Here is a 16,338-nt window from a genome sequence, read left to right as displayed (position 1 = left end):
GGACAGCCGGCGATTCGGCTGGTGAATCGGCTGGAGGCGTTCTCAGCCGCGCGGGACGCCGCGGCCTAGTCGGCTTCGCGCTTGGCCTGGACTTGCTTTTCGACCTCGCGCCAGTAGCCGGGCGTGGGGCGCGGCTGTCCGAAACCGCCCTTGGCGGCCCGCTTCATGACGGCGTCGGCCTCGTCGATCTCCTTGATCATCTGCAGCGCGAACTCGCGTTCGGCCGCGTAGTACTTGGCGGCCCAGCGCAGCGCGAGCACCGAGTACGCCCAGGCGGGTTCGACCTCCGCCCCCTCGGCGTCCTCGACGGCTTTGCGATGCCGCGCTTCCGCGTACGCGACGTGCTCCTGCAGCAATTCCTTGAGCCGACTCGGGTTGCTGAGGTGACCGAACGTAACGCGCAGCAGCACAGAGTGTTTGAGCACCGGAGGGTCGACGGGCGCATGGTTCGTCCACTCGGTGACGGCATCCATCCCGGCCGGGGTGATCTTGTAGAGCCGCCGACTGCGGGTTCCCTCATCGCGTTCGACGCGCGACGTCACCAGTCCCAGCGACTCCAGCTTCTTCAGCTCTGTGTAGATCTGACTGTAGGAGGGGCTCCAGTAGTAGAGGTCGACGCTCCAATCGATCCATTTCTTGAGGTCGTAGCCCGAAACTTCTTCTTCGTAGGACATCATGCCCAGCAGCGCCCAGCTGGTGGCGGCGAGCGCCGCGTTGGTCAGCTTTGGGCTGGCAGGGTCCGCTTCGGAGTCCATGTCGCCAGGTTAACAACACGGACCCTTAGATTGGAGAACATGGACCGCTGGCTGGGACGCCCGTGAAATTCGCTTTTGCCCTTCCGCACCTGCTGCGCCTCAAGGCAATCACGCAACCCTGGGAGGCGGCCGTCACCGGGCCCGAACAACGACGCATGATGCAATGCGCCGACCGATGGGGCTACGACATGATCGCGGTGCCCGAGCATCTCGTCATCCCCACCGACCATGTCGAGTTGTCCGGGCCACACTATCTGCACTCGACCACCGCGCAGGCGTTCATCGCCGGTGCCACCGAGCGGGTGGCTGTCAACTCCTGCGTGACCATCTTGCCCTTGCAGCACCCCATTGTGGTGGCCAAAGCGCTGGCGACCGCCGATTGGATGAGCGGGGGCCGGATGATGGTGACGTTCGGCGTGGGGTGGCTCGCCCGCGAATTCGAGCTGCTTTCGGTGCCCTTCGGAGAACGAGGCCGCATCGCCGACGAATATCTGGCGGCCATCGTCGAATTGTGGACCAGTGACGCACCGCGATTCGAAGGCCGGTATGTGTCGTTCGCCGACATCGCCTTCGAGCCGAAACCCGTTCAGAAGCCACACCTTCCGATCTGGATCGGCGGTGACGCGGACGCCGCGTTGCGGCGGGCGGCCACCTTCGGGTCCGGGTGGTGGCCGTTTCTCACACCGCCCGAGCAGATCGCCCAGAAACTCGACTACATCAAGTCCCAGCCCGGCTACGACGGCCGGGACTTCGACGTGATGCACGGGCTCGGCACCAACCGGGTCGGCGAAGGTCACGTCGCGCGCCGGGCCAGCGACCGGCCGGGCATGAGCGCGGGACAAATCGTCGACCGGTTGAATTGGCTTGCCGAGCAGGGCGTGACCGTGAGCGCGGTTCCCGTTCCCGCCGTAAGCGGCGTGGACGAATACCTCGATTACGAGCAATGGGTCATCGAAGAGATCAAACCCCAGGTGTCCTAGCGGATCTGCAACCCGCGCCTGCGCACCCAATACACCGCGGCGATGCTGCCGGCGATCCACACGCTCATCGCGATGGCGAGGTGGACGAAGCTTTTCGTTTCGCGCCCGAACACCGGCCAGATCAGGGCGGGCGCCTGCTGCCACAACACGCGGTGCTCCACGCCGTTCATCGGATCGGCCACGTAATACAGCGCATAGGGCAGGGTCAGGGCCAGCACCCAACTGCGGGTGCGGCGCAGATCGCCGCGCTGACGCCAACGCCGGATCAGCGGCTCGACGCTCACCGGGTGCAGCACCGAGATGAGGTTGCCGACGCCCAGCCAGGAGACGATGGGCACCGCGACGGTGGGAATCGTAATGCCCAGCCGCGCGGGCGTTTCCAGCCACAACGTCAACACGACCGCGGCGGCAAAGGTGGGCAGACCGACGATCACGAGCAGGGCGAGGTTCTTGATCACCAGGATCCGCCAGAACGGCACCCCGTTCGATAAACCCCGACGGATGCGGTAGTGGTCGGCGCCCAGGAAGTTGGTGGTAGTGACATCGGCCAGGACCCAGGAGGAGAAGTAGGTGCCCACCAGGACCACCCAATCGTGGTGACGGCCAAGGGTCAGCGGCTGCACCAGCAACCAGCCGGCGGCGAAGATCACGTTGGCCACCACACCCATCAGCCAGGTGCGCGGCCGGGTGAACGACCACCGGATCTCGGCGACGACCGCCGGAACCAGGCCCTTCTCGAAGTCCTTGGCTGCGCGCCGGGCGGCGGCGGGACGCGGCGCCGACGCACGCACCGCGGCGCGCAGCGCGGCGCTCAACCGCGGGCGCGCCGGGGACGTCGACTCCCCCAGCCGCTCCGGGCTGTCGATTCTGCGCGAGACGATCAAACTGGTGTGGCCCTCGCTCTCGGATCGGTCGACGGTTCGTCCACGATCTATGCAGGGCAGGATAACGGCATGATCCGTAAGCGTGTCATCGTCGCCGGACTCGGGGACGCGGGCGTCCTCGCGGCGATCCGGTTGTCCCGACACGCCGACGTCGTCGGGGTCTCGGCCAAACCCGCGCTGGTGAGCGGCCAGGAGCTCGGCGTCCGGCTGTCACGTCCGCACGACTGGGCCCGCGACTACTGGATCCCGTTCGACCGGTTCCGCCGCCTCGACGGCGTTCGCACCGTGCAGGCCACGTTGACCGGAGTCGACCTGGCCGCCCAAACCGTCTTCGGCCGAACCGAAGACGGCGCGGCCATCACCGAGGCGTATGACGCGCTGATCATCTCGACCGGGGTGAGCAACGGCTTTTGGCGTCAGCCGACATTGGAGTCGGCCGCCGAGATCGGCGCCGCGCTGCGCTCCGCGCACGACCGGTTGGCCGCCGCGGCGTCGGTGGTCGTGGTGGGCGGCGGGGCGGCGGCGGTCAGCAGCGCCCTCAACATGGCAACGACGTGGCCGAACAAGCGGGTCGACCTGTACTTCCCCGGCGAGTCCGCTCTCGAGGGCCACCATCCACGACATTGGCAGCGGATCCACGGCCGGCTGACGCGGCTGGGCGTAGGCGTTCACCCCGGGCACCGCGCGGTCGTGACCGAGGGATTCGCGGGCGACAAACTGACCAGCGAACCGGTTCACTGGAGCACCGGTCAACCCCCGGCCCACGCCGACGCCGTGCTGTGGGCGATCGGGCGGGTGCGGCCCAACACCGGCTGGCTGCCGGTGGATCTGCTCGATGAGCGTGGGTTCGTGCGCGTCACCCCGGAGCTGCGCGTGCCCGGTCATCGGGGCGTGTTCGCGGTCGGCGACGTCGCAGCGACCGACCCGTTGCGCAGCTCCGCCCGGAACCGCGGCGACGCCTTGGTGGCGCGCAACGTTCTCGCCGACTTCGCCGGGCGGCCGCTACGGGCCTACCGGGCGCCGACGCGGCGGTGGGGTTCCCTCGTGGGCATACAACCCAACGGCCTGGAGGTCTTCCTGCCGACGGGCCATGCTTTCCGCTTCCCGTCCTGGTCGGTCGAGCGGGTGGTGATGCCATGGGTCGTGCGCTGGGGCATGTATCGCGGAGTGCGCCAGAACAACCCGCTCGGATAAGCGTCAGCGGCTGTTGAGCAGCAACATGAGGCCGTAATCCATGTGTATCTGTTGATGGCAGTGCAGCAGCGAAAGGCCGGGCTGGTCGGCGACGAAATCGACCTCCATGCTTTGGTAGCCGCCGAGCATCGCGACGTCCTTGCGGACACCCGCGGTGGGCGCCCCGGCGAACCGGGTGATTTCGAACGTGTGGCGGTGCAGGTGCATGGGGTGCAGGTCGTCGCTGCCGTTGCGGAACCGCAACCGGTAGCGCTTGCCGTGCTCGATGTCGATCACGGGCTTGTCGCTGTTCATCGCGAAAGGCGTGCCGTTGATCGTCCACACGTTGAAACCGTTGTCGGCGGCGTTGCGTTTCTCGATCAACAGGTCAATGGTGTGGTCCGGGGATGCCAGAACCGCCGGCCCGGATGTGCCGAACAGCCGGTAATCCCACGCGAAGGGCGGGGGCGACGCCCATTGCGGATCCCCACCGCGACCGGCATATTCGACGACCATTCCCATTCCGCGACCGCGGTCATCGTCGGACAGATCGCCCAACACCCACACACCCGGATTGGTCATGTTCACGACGGCCGAGATCCGTTCGCCCGCGCCGAGCCACAACACCGGCACGGTGGACCGCGTGGGTACCGGGTTGCCGTCCAGCGCAACGATGTCGAAGGTATGCCCGGGCAGGGCCAAACTGCGTGTCTCGGTGGCGCTGCCGTTGAGCGCGTGGAGCAGCACCCGCTGACCGGCGTGCACGCGCAGAGGATCGCCGTGACCCAGCATGTGTCCATTGATCGCAAAGGCCCCGTACCCGACCTCATTGCCGGGTGAGTCACCGCGAGCCAGCGAGGCGGCCATGGACGACTCGCCTCTGGCCTTGAGGTCTTGGTCCTGCTCGCCGGCCAGGAAATCGCTGGCCATGTCGCCCCCGCGGCTTAGCGTGGGCTCAAACTCCTTGAGCGTGAGGACGACTTCCTGGTCGTAGGCGCCTGCGTTCCGAGCGGGCTCGATGTAGACCGGGCCCACCAAACCGCTGTACTGGCCACGGGACAGATCCGCGCGGGGGACGACGTGGGTGTGATAGAAGCGCAATCCCGCCGGGCCGGGCACAAACGAGATCCTCCGCATGCCATGTGCCGGTATGTCGGGGGTTCCCTCTTCGGCGGCACCGTCGACGTCGACACCGACGTGCTGGCCGTGCCAATGCAACTGTTCCGGGTTGTCGGTGTCGTTGAAGACATCGACCCAGGTGCGCCTGCCCTCCGTGAACCGCAGCAGCGGGCCCGGAAATTGGCCGTTGTAGGTCAGGGTCGTCACGATCCGGTCGGGGGCCAATTCGACCTTCCCGGAGCCGATCCGCAGCGTGTAATCGGCTTTGCCGCCGGGCGGCCCGGGTGGCGAGGGGTGCGAACAGGCGGCCCCGGCAACTGCGCTTCCGGTCCCCGCCGTCACCGCGGTCCATGTGAGGAACTGACGCCGGTTGAGGGCCATGATCACCAGCGGCCGGCGCCGGCGGCCAGCAGGGGCATGAAGAAGTCGACGCGTTGGCTCAACTCGTTTGCCACACACCGAAATTCGGGGTATCCGGCACTCGACGGATCGGGCAGGCTCCAATGCATAGTGGTGGCCAGATCGTGGTCGCGCGCGTACTCACGCACCTTGTCGCACAACGTGATCACGCAGTCGAAGCGGCGCCGGGAGACCGCGGCCAATGACTGGGGACGGGTGCCACCGAGATCGATACCGTATTCGTCGCGCATCACCCGGAGGGCGTTGACGTGCAACTCAGCCTTCGGATGGCTGCCCGCGCTTGCCGTCCGGATGCGGCCCTGGCCCCGCTTATGAAGCAGCGCCGCGGCCATCGGCGACCGCGCACTGTTGCCGGTGCACAGAAACAGCACCGACCGCGCAGCCGTGCGGGGCGCAGGCGCGGCCGCCAGCGCTGGGTGCAATGCGTTGGCGGCCTCGCCGAATGCCTTGGCGCACTTTGCCAGGTCCAGCCGGTAATAGGTGTCGCGACCGTCGAAATTGCTGCGTCGCGCGCCGACGAGTCCGGCCGAACGCAACAGTCGCAAGTGATACGAGACCAGGTTCTGCGGCTCCGCAAGGGCGGCGGCCAGTTCCCGCACCCGACGATCCCCGTACGCCAACTCGGTCAGTAGTGACCACCGCAAGGGATGCGACGCCATCTGCATCAGCGGTGGGACGGCCGCGCGACCTGCTGCCGGCATACTTTCGCACAATACATCAAATGGTTTTGATAGGTTTGATCGTCCGACCCACCAGGAGACCGAGTGTCCGAAAGCACCCCGATGAATGCCGCCGCCGACCGTGGCGAATTGCACCGCAGCCTGGGTGTTTTCGACGCGGTGGTGATCGGGCTGGGGTCGATGATCGGGGCCGGGATCTTCGCGGCGCTGGGACCCGCGGCGCACGCCGCCGGCTCGGGGCTGCTGCCGGGCCTGGCCCTGGCCGCGGTGGTGGCCTACTGCAACGCCACGTCTTCCGCGCGGCTGGCGGCGCGCTATCCCGCGTCCGGCGGCACCTACGTCTACGGCCGAAAGCGGTTGGGGGACTTCTGGGGATATCTGGCCGGGTGGGGGTTCGTCGTCGGCAAGACCGCATCGTGTGCGGCGATGGCGCTGACGGTCGGCAGCTACGCCTGGCCGGCGCAGGCGCATGCGGTGGCCGTCGCAGCGGTCGTCGCGTTGACCGCGGTGAACTACGCCGGCGTGCAGAAGTCGGCCTGGCTGACCCGCATCATCGTCGCCGCGGTGCTGGCCGTGCTGGCCGCGGTGGTCGTGGTCGCGTTCACCTCCGGGGCGGCCAACGCCGGTTCGCTCCGCCCGGGCGATGCGACCGCCGGCGGTGTCATCCAGGCGGCGGGCCTGCTGTTCTTCGCCTTCGCCGGCTATGCGCGCATCGCGACGCTGGGTGAGGAGGTGCGCGACCCCTCGCGCACGATTCCACGCGCGATACCGCTGGCACTCGGCATCACCCTGGTCGTCTACGCGATGGTGGCCGTGGCCGCGCTCTCCGTGCTGGGGCCGACGCGGCTCGGCCGAACGGCCGCGCCGCTGGTCGATGCGGCACGCGCGGCGGGAACGGGCTGGCTGGTCCCCGTCGTCCAGGTGGGGGCGGCGGTCGCGGCCGTGGGCTCCCTGCTGGCGCTGATTCTCGGCGTCTCGCGCACCACCCTGGCGATGGCCCGGGACCGCCATCTCCCCCACGCGCTGGCCGCGGTGCACCCGCGATTCGGGGTGCCGCACCGCGCGGAATTGGCGATCGGCGTCGTCGTCGCGGTGCTGGCCGCCACCACCGACCTTCGCGACGCCATCGGGTTTTCCTCCTTTGCCGTGCTGATCTATTACGCCATCGCCAATGCCTCCGCACTGACCCTGAGGCCCGATGAGGGCCGCCCACACCGGGCCATTCCGGTGATCGGGCTGATCGGTTGCGTGGTGCTGGCCTTCGCGATGCCGCTGTGGTCGGTGCTGTCCGGGACGGCGGTGCTGGGCATCGGCGTCGTGGCCTACGCCGTTCGACGTGTCACGAAGGATCGCTCGTTGGGACGGCGCGCGCCACGATCACGGGAACACGATTCCCCCGAGCCGTGACGGGGAAGACTGACCGGATGTCCGACCCCGGAACCGACGCCTTCGACAAGCTGGTGGCGCTGCTGAACTATCCGATGTACGTCGTCACCACGCGGGCCGACGGCACCCCGGCCGGCTGCCTGGTGGGTTTCGCCAGTCAGACCAGCATCCATCCGCCCCGATTCCTCGTCGGCCTGTCCCGGCGCAACCACACCTTCCGCGTCGCCCGTGGCGCCTCCCATCTCGCCGTGCACGTGTTCGCCCACGAGCACCTGGACGTGGTGGAGCTCTTCGGCGGCCAGACCAGCGACGAGGTCGACAAGTTCGACCGGTGTTCCTGGCATCCCGGTCCCGAAGAGATGCCCATCCTCGAAGACGCCGCCGCCTGGTTCGTCGGCGAGATCGGAGAACGTTTCTCGCTGGGTGACCACGTCGGGCACCTGCTGGCGCCGGTGGGCGGGCGTCCACCGCAGGAGCTGGAGACCTGGGTGTCGTTCGGCGACGTGCACGAGCTGGAACCCGGCCATGAGGCCTAGCGCGTGAGCGATTCGCCAAGGATCAGCCCCGTCCCCAGCATCATCGAACTCGCGACGTTCTACGCCGATCCCCCGGATGGCGTGCGGGCCAACATGATCTTCAGCGCCGACGGCGCCGCCGCGTTCGGTGGCCGCGCGGGTCCGCTGTCGTGCCCCACCGACCAACGCCTCCTGAAAATCCTGCGCGGTCTGGCCGACGTCGTGCTGGTCGGCGCCGGCACCGCCCGCGCCGAAAACTATGGGCCGGTAACGCTCAGCGATGCGGCCCGCGCCCGGCGGTACCACGAAGGACGCGCCGGACCACCCCCGATCGCCGTGGTGAGCCGCAGCGGTGAGCTACCGGCCCGGCTGTTCAGCAACCCGGACCAGCCGCCGATCCTGGTGACCTGCGCGAGCGCCGCGGCACGACACGACCTCGACGAGGAGCGGCAACACGTCATGGTTGCCGGGGAGGAGTCGGTGGATGTCTCGCGGGCGGTCGCGATGCTGCGCGAGCAGGGCATGCATCGCATCCTGTGCGAGGGCGGACCGACGCTGCTCGACGAGCTGGTGGAAGCCGACGCCGTCGCGGAGATCTGCGTGACGCTCGCCCCGAAACTGGCCGCGAGCCAGCCGGTGGGCCACCGGCTGCACCCGGCGCGGCTGCCCGCCCCGGTCACCATGAGCCTCGAGCACGCGCTGTTCTGCGAGGGCTATCTCTATCTGAAGTATCGCCGCTGAGCGGCGCCGGGTTGCGCCGAATGCACGTGCGCAGAAGCGCTCAACATGCAGCGGGCGACGCCCCTTCCTATGATGAAAATGTCCGCTTTGAAACCTGCTTGGATCGCTTCTGGCGACCGGCCCCGCAATTGATAGACGTTCACTTCCCCGATGCACACAGAATAGGATCACCGGCCAGGTGAGCAGTTCAGCCGACGACCAGGATTACCGCAATCTGGCGGTGAACCGATTGCGCCCCAGCGAGATTCACTGGGCACTGAATCACGACTCGGTGCACGGGATCGCCTACGCGTTCAAGAACCCCGTCGCCGTCGCGGACTCGCTCGAGGATCCCGACGACGACCGAAAGACGTACCTGGTGCGGGTCAAGCGCGACGACTTGGCCAACGCGCTGGCAAAGATCAACGAATGGATTTTCGACAATCCGGGCCCGGCCGGGATGCAGGCCTACGGATTCGTCCGGGCGCTGTCCCGCGAAGGGCTTACCGAACGCGCCAGTGGCGATGACGACAACCATTGATTGAGTACCGGCGAATTAGCTGGCTTTCTCTATTCGCCGTGCCGCGCGGTCACCGAAACCTTAGCCTTATGCCTGCATGACACCAAGGACTCGGCGCAGTCGCCGGCCGGGTGCGGGCGCCGGCGGTCGGTTGCGGGGCACGGCCGGCGGGTGAGGAGTGTTCGATGGGTGACGCGACCGCGGATTCGCGGGAGGGTACGCAATTCGGGCCGTATCGGCTGCGGCGGTTGGTCGGTCGCGGCGGCATGGGCGACGTCTATGAGGCCGAGGACACGGTCCGGGAGCGCATCGTGGCTCTGAAGTTGATGTCGCGCACGCTGTCCGGAGATCCGGTGTTCCGCTCGCGGATGCAGCGCGAGGCACGCACCGCCGGACGGCTGCATGAACCGCACGTCGTGCCCATCCACGACTTCGGCGAGATCGACGGCCAGCTCTACGTGGACATGCGGCTGATCGACGGCAACGACCTGGCCGGCATGCTGAAGCGCTACGGGCCGATATCCCCGCCGCGGGCGATAGCGATTGTCCGCCAGATCGGTTCGGCGCTCGATGCCGCACACACGGCGGGAATCCTGCATCGGGACGTGAAGCCGGAAAACATCCTGGTGAGCGCCGGCGACTTCGCCTACCTTGTCGATTTCGGCATCGCCAGCGCCACTTCCGACGAGAAACTCACGCAATTCGGCACCACGGTGGGCACCGTCAAATACATGGCCCCGGAGCGGTTCGGTAACTCCGAAATAACTCCCAAGGCCGACATCTACGCTCTGGCCTGCGTGCTGTACGAATGCCTGACCGGATCGCCGCCCTACACGGGCGACCAACTCAGCGTGATGGGCGCACACATGCACCAAGCGATCCCGCGACCGAGCGCGGCACGGCCCAGCATCCCGGCCGCCTTCGACGGGGTGATCGCCCGCGGCATGGCCAAAGATCCCGCGGACCGCTTCCTCACCTGCGGTGATTTGTCGGCGGCCGCCCATGGCGCGCTGGCCGCACCCGACAGGGATCGGGCCACCGACATCCTGGAGCGCAGCCAAATGGCAACGCCGCCTGCCGCATTCGCCGGTCAGCCGGCCGTCGGCGTTGCGCCCTTGACGCCCGCCCCCGCCCCGCAACCACTGAACCCCTGGCCGGCGCAAGCCGCCGCGCAACCCGTGCCTTCCCGCGCGCCGGGGCCGCAGCCCACGGCCTGGGGCGGCCCACCGGTGTGGACGAATGCCGGTAGCGCTACCCCACCCTGGGGTCAGCCGCCGCGGTCCAGCGCCAAAGCCTGGCTGTGGGCCGGTGTCGCCGCCACCACCACGGTGGTGCTCCTTGGTGTAGTCCTCGGCGTCGCTCGCCCGTGGGAATCGAAGCCCCGGCCCACTACGGTCCCGGCCCCGCCCCCGGCGGACGCCGTCGCGCTGCGGATCCTCGATGACGGTGTGTTCGTGGGCAGTTCGGCGGCCCAGACCACCATCGACATCTTCAACGAGCCGATCTGCCCGCCGTGTGGCAGCTTCATCAGGTCCAACGCCGCCGACATCGACACCGCGGTGAACAACAAGAAGCTCGCCGTCCGCTACCACCTGCTCAACTTCCTCGACGAAAAGTCGCACAGCCAGGACTACTCCACGCGCGCGGTGGCGGCCACCTACTGCGTGGCGGCCCAGAGCGACCCCAAGCTCTACGCCGACTTCTATTCGGGCTTGTTCGCCAGCAACTTTCAGCCGCAAGAGGGCGCCGCCGAAGACCGCACCGATGGCGAGCTCGCGCAATTGGCCAAGACGGTCGGGGCCGACGCCGGCGTCGTCAGTTGCATCAAGTCCGGCGACGACATCGGCACGGCCAAGGCCAAAGCGGCGAACGGCTACTCGACGATGTCGGGAGACAACGCCAACGCCACCCCGTTCGTGTGGGATGGCAGCACCGCGGTGAACTACCAGAACCCATCCTGGCTGACAAAGCTCACCGGATAGCCCGCCGGCTAGTCGGTAACCGGCTCCGAATCGTCTTGGCGCTCAGCGTCCTCCACGGTCAACGGCAACGCCAGCTCCTCCAGCGGGCGCCGCTCGGCCGCGATGCCGAGCCACAGTTCGACCAGGCCGGCCGCGGCCATCACGACCGCCCCGATCAGGAATGACCAGACAACCTCGCTGCGCATGCCCGAGTTGATCAGCTGACCGAACAGCAACGGACCCGTGATACCGCCGATCGCCGTGCCCATCGCGTAGAAGAACGCGATGGCCAGCGCCCTGGTCTCCATCGGAAAGATTTCGCTGACCGTCAGGTACGCCGCGCTGGCGCCCGCCGACGCCAGGAAGAACGCGACGATCAGCACGCCGATGAAGGCCCAGACACCGCCGGCCTGGGTGAGAAACACGAACGCCAGCGCCACCACCGCCACTCCAGAGCCGATGTAGGTCAGCGTGATCATCGGCTTGCGGCCGACGGTGTCGAACAGGTGCCCGAGCACCAGCGGGCCGGCGAAATTGCTCAGGGCCCACAGCACGAAGAACACCGGCACCATGTCCGACGGCACATCGTAGAAGTGGTTGAGCAACGTGCCGAGGTTGAACGTGACGCCGTTGTAGAGGAACGCCTGCCCGATGAACAGCGCCAGGCCGAGGATCGCACGCCGCGGATACAGCTTGAACGCGACGGCGGCGATCTCCCGGAACGAGATCGCCGTGCGCTGGCGGATCCGCAGCGCCTTGCCCTGCGGTTCGGGCAGCGTTTGACCCGTCTCGTGCTGGACCGCGTCCTCGATGTCGCCGACGATCTGCTCCGCCTCCTCCTCGCGGCCGTGGATGAACAGCCAGCGCGGGCTCTCCGGGACATTGCGCCGTACGAGCAGCACGAAAATGCCGAGGATGGCGCCGATGCCGAAGGCGAGCCGCCAGCCGATGTTGGGCGGGAAGTTCGCCGTGTTCAACAGGATCAACGCGCCACCCGCGCCGGCGGCCGAACCCAGCCAATAGGTTCCGTTGATCACCAGGTCGACGCGACCGCGCACGCGCGCCGGAATCAGCTCGTCGATGGCCGAATTGATGGCGGCGTACTCGCCGCCGATGCCGGCTCCGGTGAAGAAACGGGTCAGGAAGAAATACCACGGGGCAAAGGCGAACGCGGTGGCGACCGTCGCCACCAAATAGATGGCGAGGGTGAGGATGAACAGGTTTCGCCGGCCGAAGCGGTCGGTCAGATGACCGAAGAACAGCGCCCCCGAGCAGGCCCCGGCGATGTAGATGGCGGCCGCCATGCCGATCTGCGCGGCGTTCAGCGCGATGCCGCTGTTGTGTTCCATGAGCCGGGCCGACACGTTGCCGACCATGGTGACCTCGAGTCCGTCGAGCACCCACACCCCGCCCAGGCCCACCACGACGCGCCAGTGAAACCGCGACCACGGCAGCCGGTCCAGCCGAGCAGGCACATGCGTCGAGATGGTTTTGGTTTGCGCGCTCGCACTCATGCAGTCTCCGTTCTGGTGTGACAGAGGATTTACCCACCAAAGCCCGCCGTTAGCCCTGCGCCGGGTATCACATCTGCGCCGCGCTCGTCGGCGTCAGCCACGCTCGGAGCGGGACTCCTCCGGAGTCCAGGCCTGCGGTTGGCCGGGGTGGCCGGGGAAAAGGAAGTCGATGAAGGCCGCGGCCGTTGGCTGGGGCTCGTGGTTGGCCAGCCCCGGGCGCTCATTGGCCTCGATGAAGGCGTACTCGGCGCCAGTGACGTCGGGCACCAACAGGTCGATGCCGGTCACCGGGATGCCGATCGCTTCGGCGGCCGTCACCGCGACGCGGCACAATTCGCTGTTCACGTGCGCGGTGACGTCGTGGATGGTTCCGCCCTGATGCAGGTTGGCGGTGCGGCGAACCCGCAGCCGGGTTCCCTGCGGCAGCACGTCGTCCAGCTTCCAGCCGGCTTCGGCGATCGTCGACTCCGTGAGGTCGTCGAGCGGGATGCGGGACTCGCCACCGGTGGCCGCCGAGCGCCGCCGGCTCTCGGCGGCGATCAGGTCCCGCACGCTGTGCTCGCCAGTGCCGATGACCTCCGGGGGCATCCGCAGCGCGGCGGCGACGACGCGGCCGTCGATCACCACAAGGCGAAGGTCGTCGCCCGTCACCCGCTGTTCGATCAGCACGTCCGGGTATTGCTGGCGGGCCCGCGCGAGCGCCGAGCTGAGGTCGTCGGGCCCGTTGTCCGGGACGACCCCGACGGTGATGCCCTTCCCCTGCTCGCCGCGCGTCGGTTTGACGACGACCTCGCCGACCTCCTTGACGAAGGCGAAATCGCTCTCATCGAAGGTGGCCAGTCGCGCGCGAGGCACGGTGATGCCCGCCTCGGCGACCAGGCGCCGCGTCAGCCGTTTGTCGTCGCAGCGGCACATGGCCACCGCGGAGGTGTACTCGGACAGCGATTCCCGGGTGAGGACGCTGCGGCCGCCGTGGGTCAGGCGCATCTCGCCGGTCTCGGCGTCGAGCACCTCCACCCAGATCCCGCGGCGCAGCGCTTCGTCGGCGATGATCCGGGCGTACGGGTTGAGGTCGTCGATGGTCTCCGGTGGCGGGCTGAACAGCGGCTCATTGATCGCGTTCTTGCGCTTGATCGCCAGCACCGGGACGCGACGGAAACCCAGTTTTTCGTAGAGGCCGATAGCGGCGGCATTGTCGTGCGCCACAGACAGATCCATGTAGGCCCGGCCCTCGCTGCGGAAGTGCTCGGCGAGCGCCTTGGTGAGCGCGCCTCCCACACCGGGCAGCCCCGCGGCCGGATCCACCGCCAGGGTCCACAGGCTCGACCCCTCTTCCGGGTCGTTGAACAGCAACTCGTGGTCGACACCGGTGACGGTGCCGACCACCGCGCCGTCCTCGTCGCGCACCGCGAGCAGATACTTCACCGCCGGCACGTTCTGATGGTTGTGCCAGATCACGTCGACGCCGGCCGGCACCATGCCGCAGCGCACATAGACGCGATTCATGGCGTCGGCATCGATCGGGTCGTTGAGGGTGCGCACAGTGACGCCCAGCGGCGCCGGCGCAAGGTTTTTCGTCTTAGGGGTGAACCGTAGCCGGTAGGTGTGGCTGGGGTCGATGAACAGCTCGGTGGGCGCCTCGGCGACCACGACGTGAGATTCGCGGGCGTAGATGCAGATGTCGCGGCGCCCGGGGCCCTCGCGGCGCAGCGCTTCGACCAGTTCCTGCGAATTGGCGAACGTCTGCCCGAATATCAGTCGGCCCCAACCAAGTTCGAGCTCGACGTCCTTGGCCATCGCGTCGACCAGCTCGGGCGGCGATGCATCGTGCAGGCCGAGCGTGATCGCCTCGGTGTGGTCGCCGGACGGATCGACCATGGTCATGCAACCGGGCCGGTGACACCGTGGCGCTGCAGCCACAGCTCGAGCAGGGCGATCTGCCAGAGCTCGTTTCCGCGCAGCGGGGTCAGCTTGCCGTTGGGGTTGGCCAATAGCGCGTCGACCGCGTCAGTGTTGAACAGGCCGCGTTCCTTGGCGGTGGGCGCGTAGAGAGCGTCGCGGACCATGTCGAGGTAGGGGCCTTCGAGGTGGGTCAACGCCGGGACCGGGAAGTAGCCCTTGGGGCGATCGATGACCTCCGACGGAATCACCCGTCGCGCAGCCTGTTTCAGGACGCCCTTGCCTTCGTGGGCGATCTTGAGTTCCGGCGGGCAGGTAGCCGCCAGCTCGACCAACTCGTGGTCCAGGAACGGCACCCGGCCTTCCAACCCCCACGCCATCGTCATGTTGTCGACCCGCTTCACCGGGTCGTCGATCAGCATCACCGTGGTGTCGAGCCGCAGCGCGCGGTCGATGCCGGTCTCGGCGCCGGCCTGCGCGAATTGCTCGGTGACGAATCGCAGGCTCGGGTCACCCGGCGCGACGATGCCCGGGCCGACCAGCGCGTCGACCCCCGCGTCATCGCGGTCGAAGAACGCGCCGCGGTATTGGGCGACGGCGCCGTCCAGGGTGGCCGCGGCGGGCTCGCCCATCGGCGGGTACCAGTGGTAACCGGCGAACACCTCGTCGGCGCCCTGCCCGGACTGCACGACCTTCACATGCCGCGCCACTTCCTGGCTGAGCAGGTAGAAGGCCACGCAGTCGTGGCTGACCATCGGCTCACTCATCGCACCGATGGCCCCGTCGAGCGCGGGCAGCATCCGGTCGGTCTCGATGCGGATCTGGTGGTGGTCGGTCTCGAAGCGCTTGGCCACGATGTCGGAGTACTGGAACTCGTCGCCCTTGACCCCACCCGCCGACTCGAAGCCGATGGAGAAGGTCGACAACCCGTGCTGGCCGGCCTCGGCGAGCAGACCCACGATCAGGCTGGAGTCCACGCCGCCGGACAGCAGGCAACCCACCGGCACGTCGGCGACCAGGCGGCGCTTCACCGCCAGCCGCAGCGTGGACAGCACGGCGTCCTCCCAGTCACGTTCCGACCAGTCCGCGCGATCCTGGTGACGGGTGAAGTCCGGCGCCCAGTAGGTGCTGACGGTGCGCTTGCCGTCGGGTTCGATGGCGACGAGGCAGGCCGGCGGCACCTTGCGGACCCCGCGCAGGATGGTGTTCGGGGCGGGCACGACCGAGTGGAAGCTCATGTAGTGGTGCAGGGCGACCGGATCGATGCGGGTGTCCACGCCACCGCCGGCCAACAGCGCGGGCAGCGTGGACGCGAACCGCACGCGGTGGCTGTCCTCCGTCAGGTAGAGCGGCTTGATGCCGAGCCGGTCCCGCCCGAGCAGCACCCGCCCGCTGTCGCGTTCGACGATGGCGAAGGCGAACATGCCGAACAGGTGGCTGACGAAGTCATCGCCCCACCGGTGGTACGCCTTGATCAGAACTTCGGTGTCGCTGTGGGAGAAGAAGCGGTAGCCGTAGCCGCTGAGCTCGTGCCGCAACTCCTTGTAGTTGTAGATGCAGCCGTTCCACGCCAGGGACAGACCCAGTTCCGAGTCGACCATCGGCTGGGCGCCGGCCTCGGTCAGGTCGATGATTTTGAGGCGACGATGGCCAAGCGCGACCCGGCCCTGCGACCAGGCGCCGCCGGCATCGGGGCCCCGGGGCGTCAGCACGGCGGCCATCGCTGAGACGGCCGCTACATCGGGCGCCTGCCCGTCGAGCCGTACCTCCCCGGTGACTCCGCACACGTCTTCGACCCTACCGTTGCCCGCA

14 protein-coding genes are annotated in these 16,338 nt (G+C 68.0%); 7 read left to right on the top strand and 7 right to left on the bottom strand.

All coding sequences use genetic code 11. The annotated features are described in order from the left end of the window. Positions 1-65: 65 nt before the first annotated feature. A complete protein-coding gene (locus AC5Y4H_RS15555; RefSeq protein ID WP_499983075.1) occupies positions 66-755 on the bottom strand; it encodes a helix-turn-helix transcriptional regulator in 690 nt (229 codons plus the stop codon). Between the two features lie 62 nt (positions 756-817). On the opposite strand from AC5Y4H_RS15555, the gene AC5Y4H_RS15550 reads away from it, so the two are divergent. Next, positions 818-1,735 carry a TIGR03619 family F420-dependent LLM class oxidoreductase gene (locus AC5Y4H_RS15550; protein WP_499983074.1) on the top strand — a complete coding sequence of 306 codons (918 nt, stop codon included), beginning with the start codon at positions 818-820 and terminating at the stop codon, positions 1,733-1,735. Here AC5Y4H_RS15550 and AC5Y4H_RS15545 read toward each other — a convergent pair. Further along, on the bottom strand, positions 1,732-2,619 hold the full coding sequence (locus AC5Y4H_RS15545; protein WP_499983073.1) for a hypothetical protein: 888 nt from the start codon (positions 2,617-2,619) through the stop codon (positions 1,732-1,734). The genes AC5Y4H_RS15550 and AC5Y4H_RS15545 overlap by 4 nt on opposite strands. A 69-nt stretch (positions 2,620-2,688) precedes the next feature. On the opposite strand from AC5Y4H_RS15545, the gene AC5Y4H_RS15540 reads away from it, so the two are divergent. Next, on the top strand, positions 2,689-3,813 hold the full coding sequence (locus tag AC5Y4H_RS15540; protein WP_499983072.1) for an FAD-dependent oxidoreductase: 1,125 nt from the start codon (positions 2,689-2,691) through the stop codon (positions 3,811-3,813). Between the two features lie 3 nt (positions 3,814-3,816). On the opposite strand, the gene AC5Y4H_RS15535 is transcribed toward AC5Y4H_RS15540, so the two are convergent. Together AC5Y4H_RS15535 and AC5Y4H_RS15530 are read right to left on the bottom strand one after the other, a co-directional pair. Further along, on the bottom strand, positions 3,817-5,292 hold the full coding sequence (locus AC5Y4H_RS15535; protein WP_499983071.1) for a multicopper oxidase family protein: 1,476 nt from the start codon (positions 5,290-5,292) through the stop codon (positions 3,817-3,819). Between the two features lie 2 nt (positions 5,293-5,294). Next, on the bottom strand, positions 5,295-6,032 hold the full coding sequence (locus tag AC5Y4H_RS15530) for an arsenate reductase/protein-tyrosine-phosphatase family protein (protein WP_499983070.1): 738 nt from the start codon (positions 6,030-6,032) through the stop codon (positions 5,295-5,297). 81 nt (positions 6,033-6,113) lie between these two features. Between AC5Y4H_RS15530 and AC5Y4H_RS15525 the strand changes: the two genes are divergently transcribed. The 5 genes from AC5Y4H_RS15525 to AC5Y4H_RS15505 all read left to right on the top strand — a co-directional run bounded on the left by AC5Y4H_RS15525 (position 6,114) and on the right by AC5Y4H_RS15505 (position 11,134). Further along, on the top strand, positions 6,114-7,418 hold the full coding sequence (locus AC5Y4H_RS15525; protein ID WP_499983156.1) for an APC family permease: 1,305 nt from the start codon (positions 6,114-6,116) through the stop codon (positions 7,416-7,418). Positions 7,419-7,435: 17 nt separating this feature from the next. After that, positions 7,436-7,933, top strand: a complete 498-nt coding sequence (locus AC5Y4H_RS15520; protein ID WP_499983069.1) for a flavin reductase family protein — start codon at positions 7,436-7,438, stop codon at positions 7,931-7,933. Positions 7,934-7,936: 3 nt separating this feature from the next. Then, positions 7,937-8,653, top strand: a complete 717-nt coding sequence (locus AC5Y4H_RS15515; protein ID WP_499983068.1) for a pyrimidine reductase family protein — start codon at positions 7,937-7,939, stop codon at positions 8,651-8,653. A gap of 178 nt (positions 8,654-8,831) precedes the next feature. Continuing rightward, positions 8,832-9,173 carry a hypothetical protein gene (locus tag AC5Y4H_RS15510; RefSeq protein ID WP_499983067.1) on the top strand — a complete coding sequence of 114 codons (342 nt, stop codon included), beginning with the start codon at positions 8,832-8,834 and terminating at the stop codon, positions 9,171-9,173. 164 nt (positions 9,174-9,337) lie between these two features. Beyond that, a complete protein-coding gene (locus AC5Y4H_RS15505) occupies positions 9,338-11,134 on the top strand; it encodes a serine/threonine protein kinase PknE (RefSeq protein ID WP_499983066.1) in 1,797 nt (598 codons plus the stop codon). 8 nt (positions 11,135-11,142) lie between these two features. On the opposite strand, the gene AC5Y4H_RS15500 is transcribed toward AC5Y4H_RS15505, so the two are convergent. The 3 genes from AC5Y4H_RS15500 to AC5Y4H_RS15490 form a co-directional block, all read right to left on the bottom strand. Next, positions 11,143-12,627: an MFS transporter gene (locus tag AC5Y4H_RS15500; RefSeq protein ID WP_499983065.1), complete on the bottom strand. Its 1,485-nt coding sequence runs from the start codon at positions 12,625-12,627 to the stop codon at positions 11,143-11,145. A gap of 93 nt (positions 12,628-12,720) precedes the next feature. Further along, positions 12,721-14,511 (bottom strand): N-acetylglutaminylglutamine synthetase, encoded by a 1,791-nt coding sequence (gene ngg / locus AC5Y4H_RS15495; RefSeq protein WP_499983064.1) that lies wholly within the window; start codon positions 14,509-14,511, stop codon positions 12,721-12,723. Next, positions 14,508-16,313: an N-acetylglutaminylglutamine amidotransferase gene (locus AC5Y4H_RS15490; protein WP_499983063.1), complete on the bottom strand. Its 1,806-nt coding sequence runs from the start codon at positions 16,311-16,313 to the stop codon at positions 14,508-14,510. Before AC5Y4H_RS15490 ends, ngg begins: the two co-directional genes overlap by 4 nt. Positions 16,314-16,338: the final 25 nt, after the last annotated feature.

Source organism: Mycobacterium sp. NGS58 (assembly GCF_059812385.1).
The sequence above is the reverse complement of the archived record's forward strand: the minus strand, read 5'-3'. Positions and strand labels throughout refer to the sequence as shown.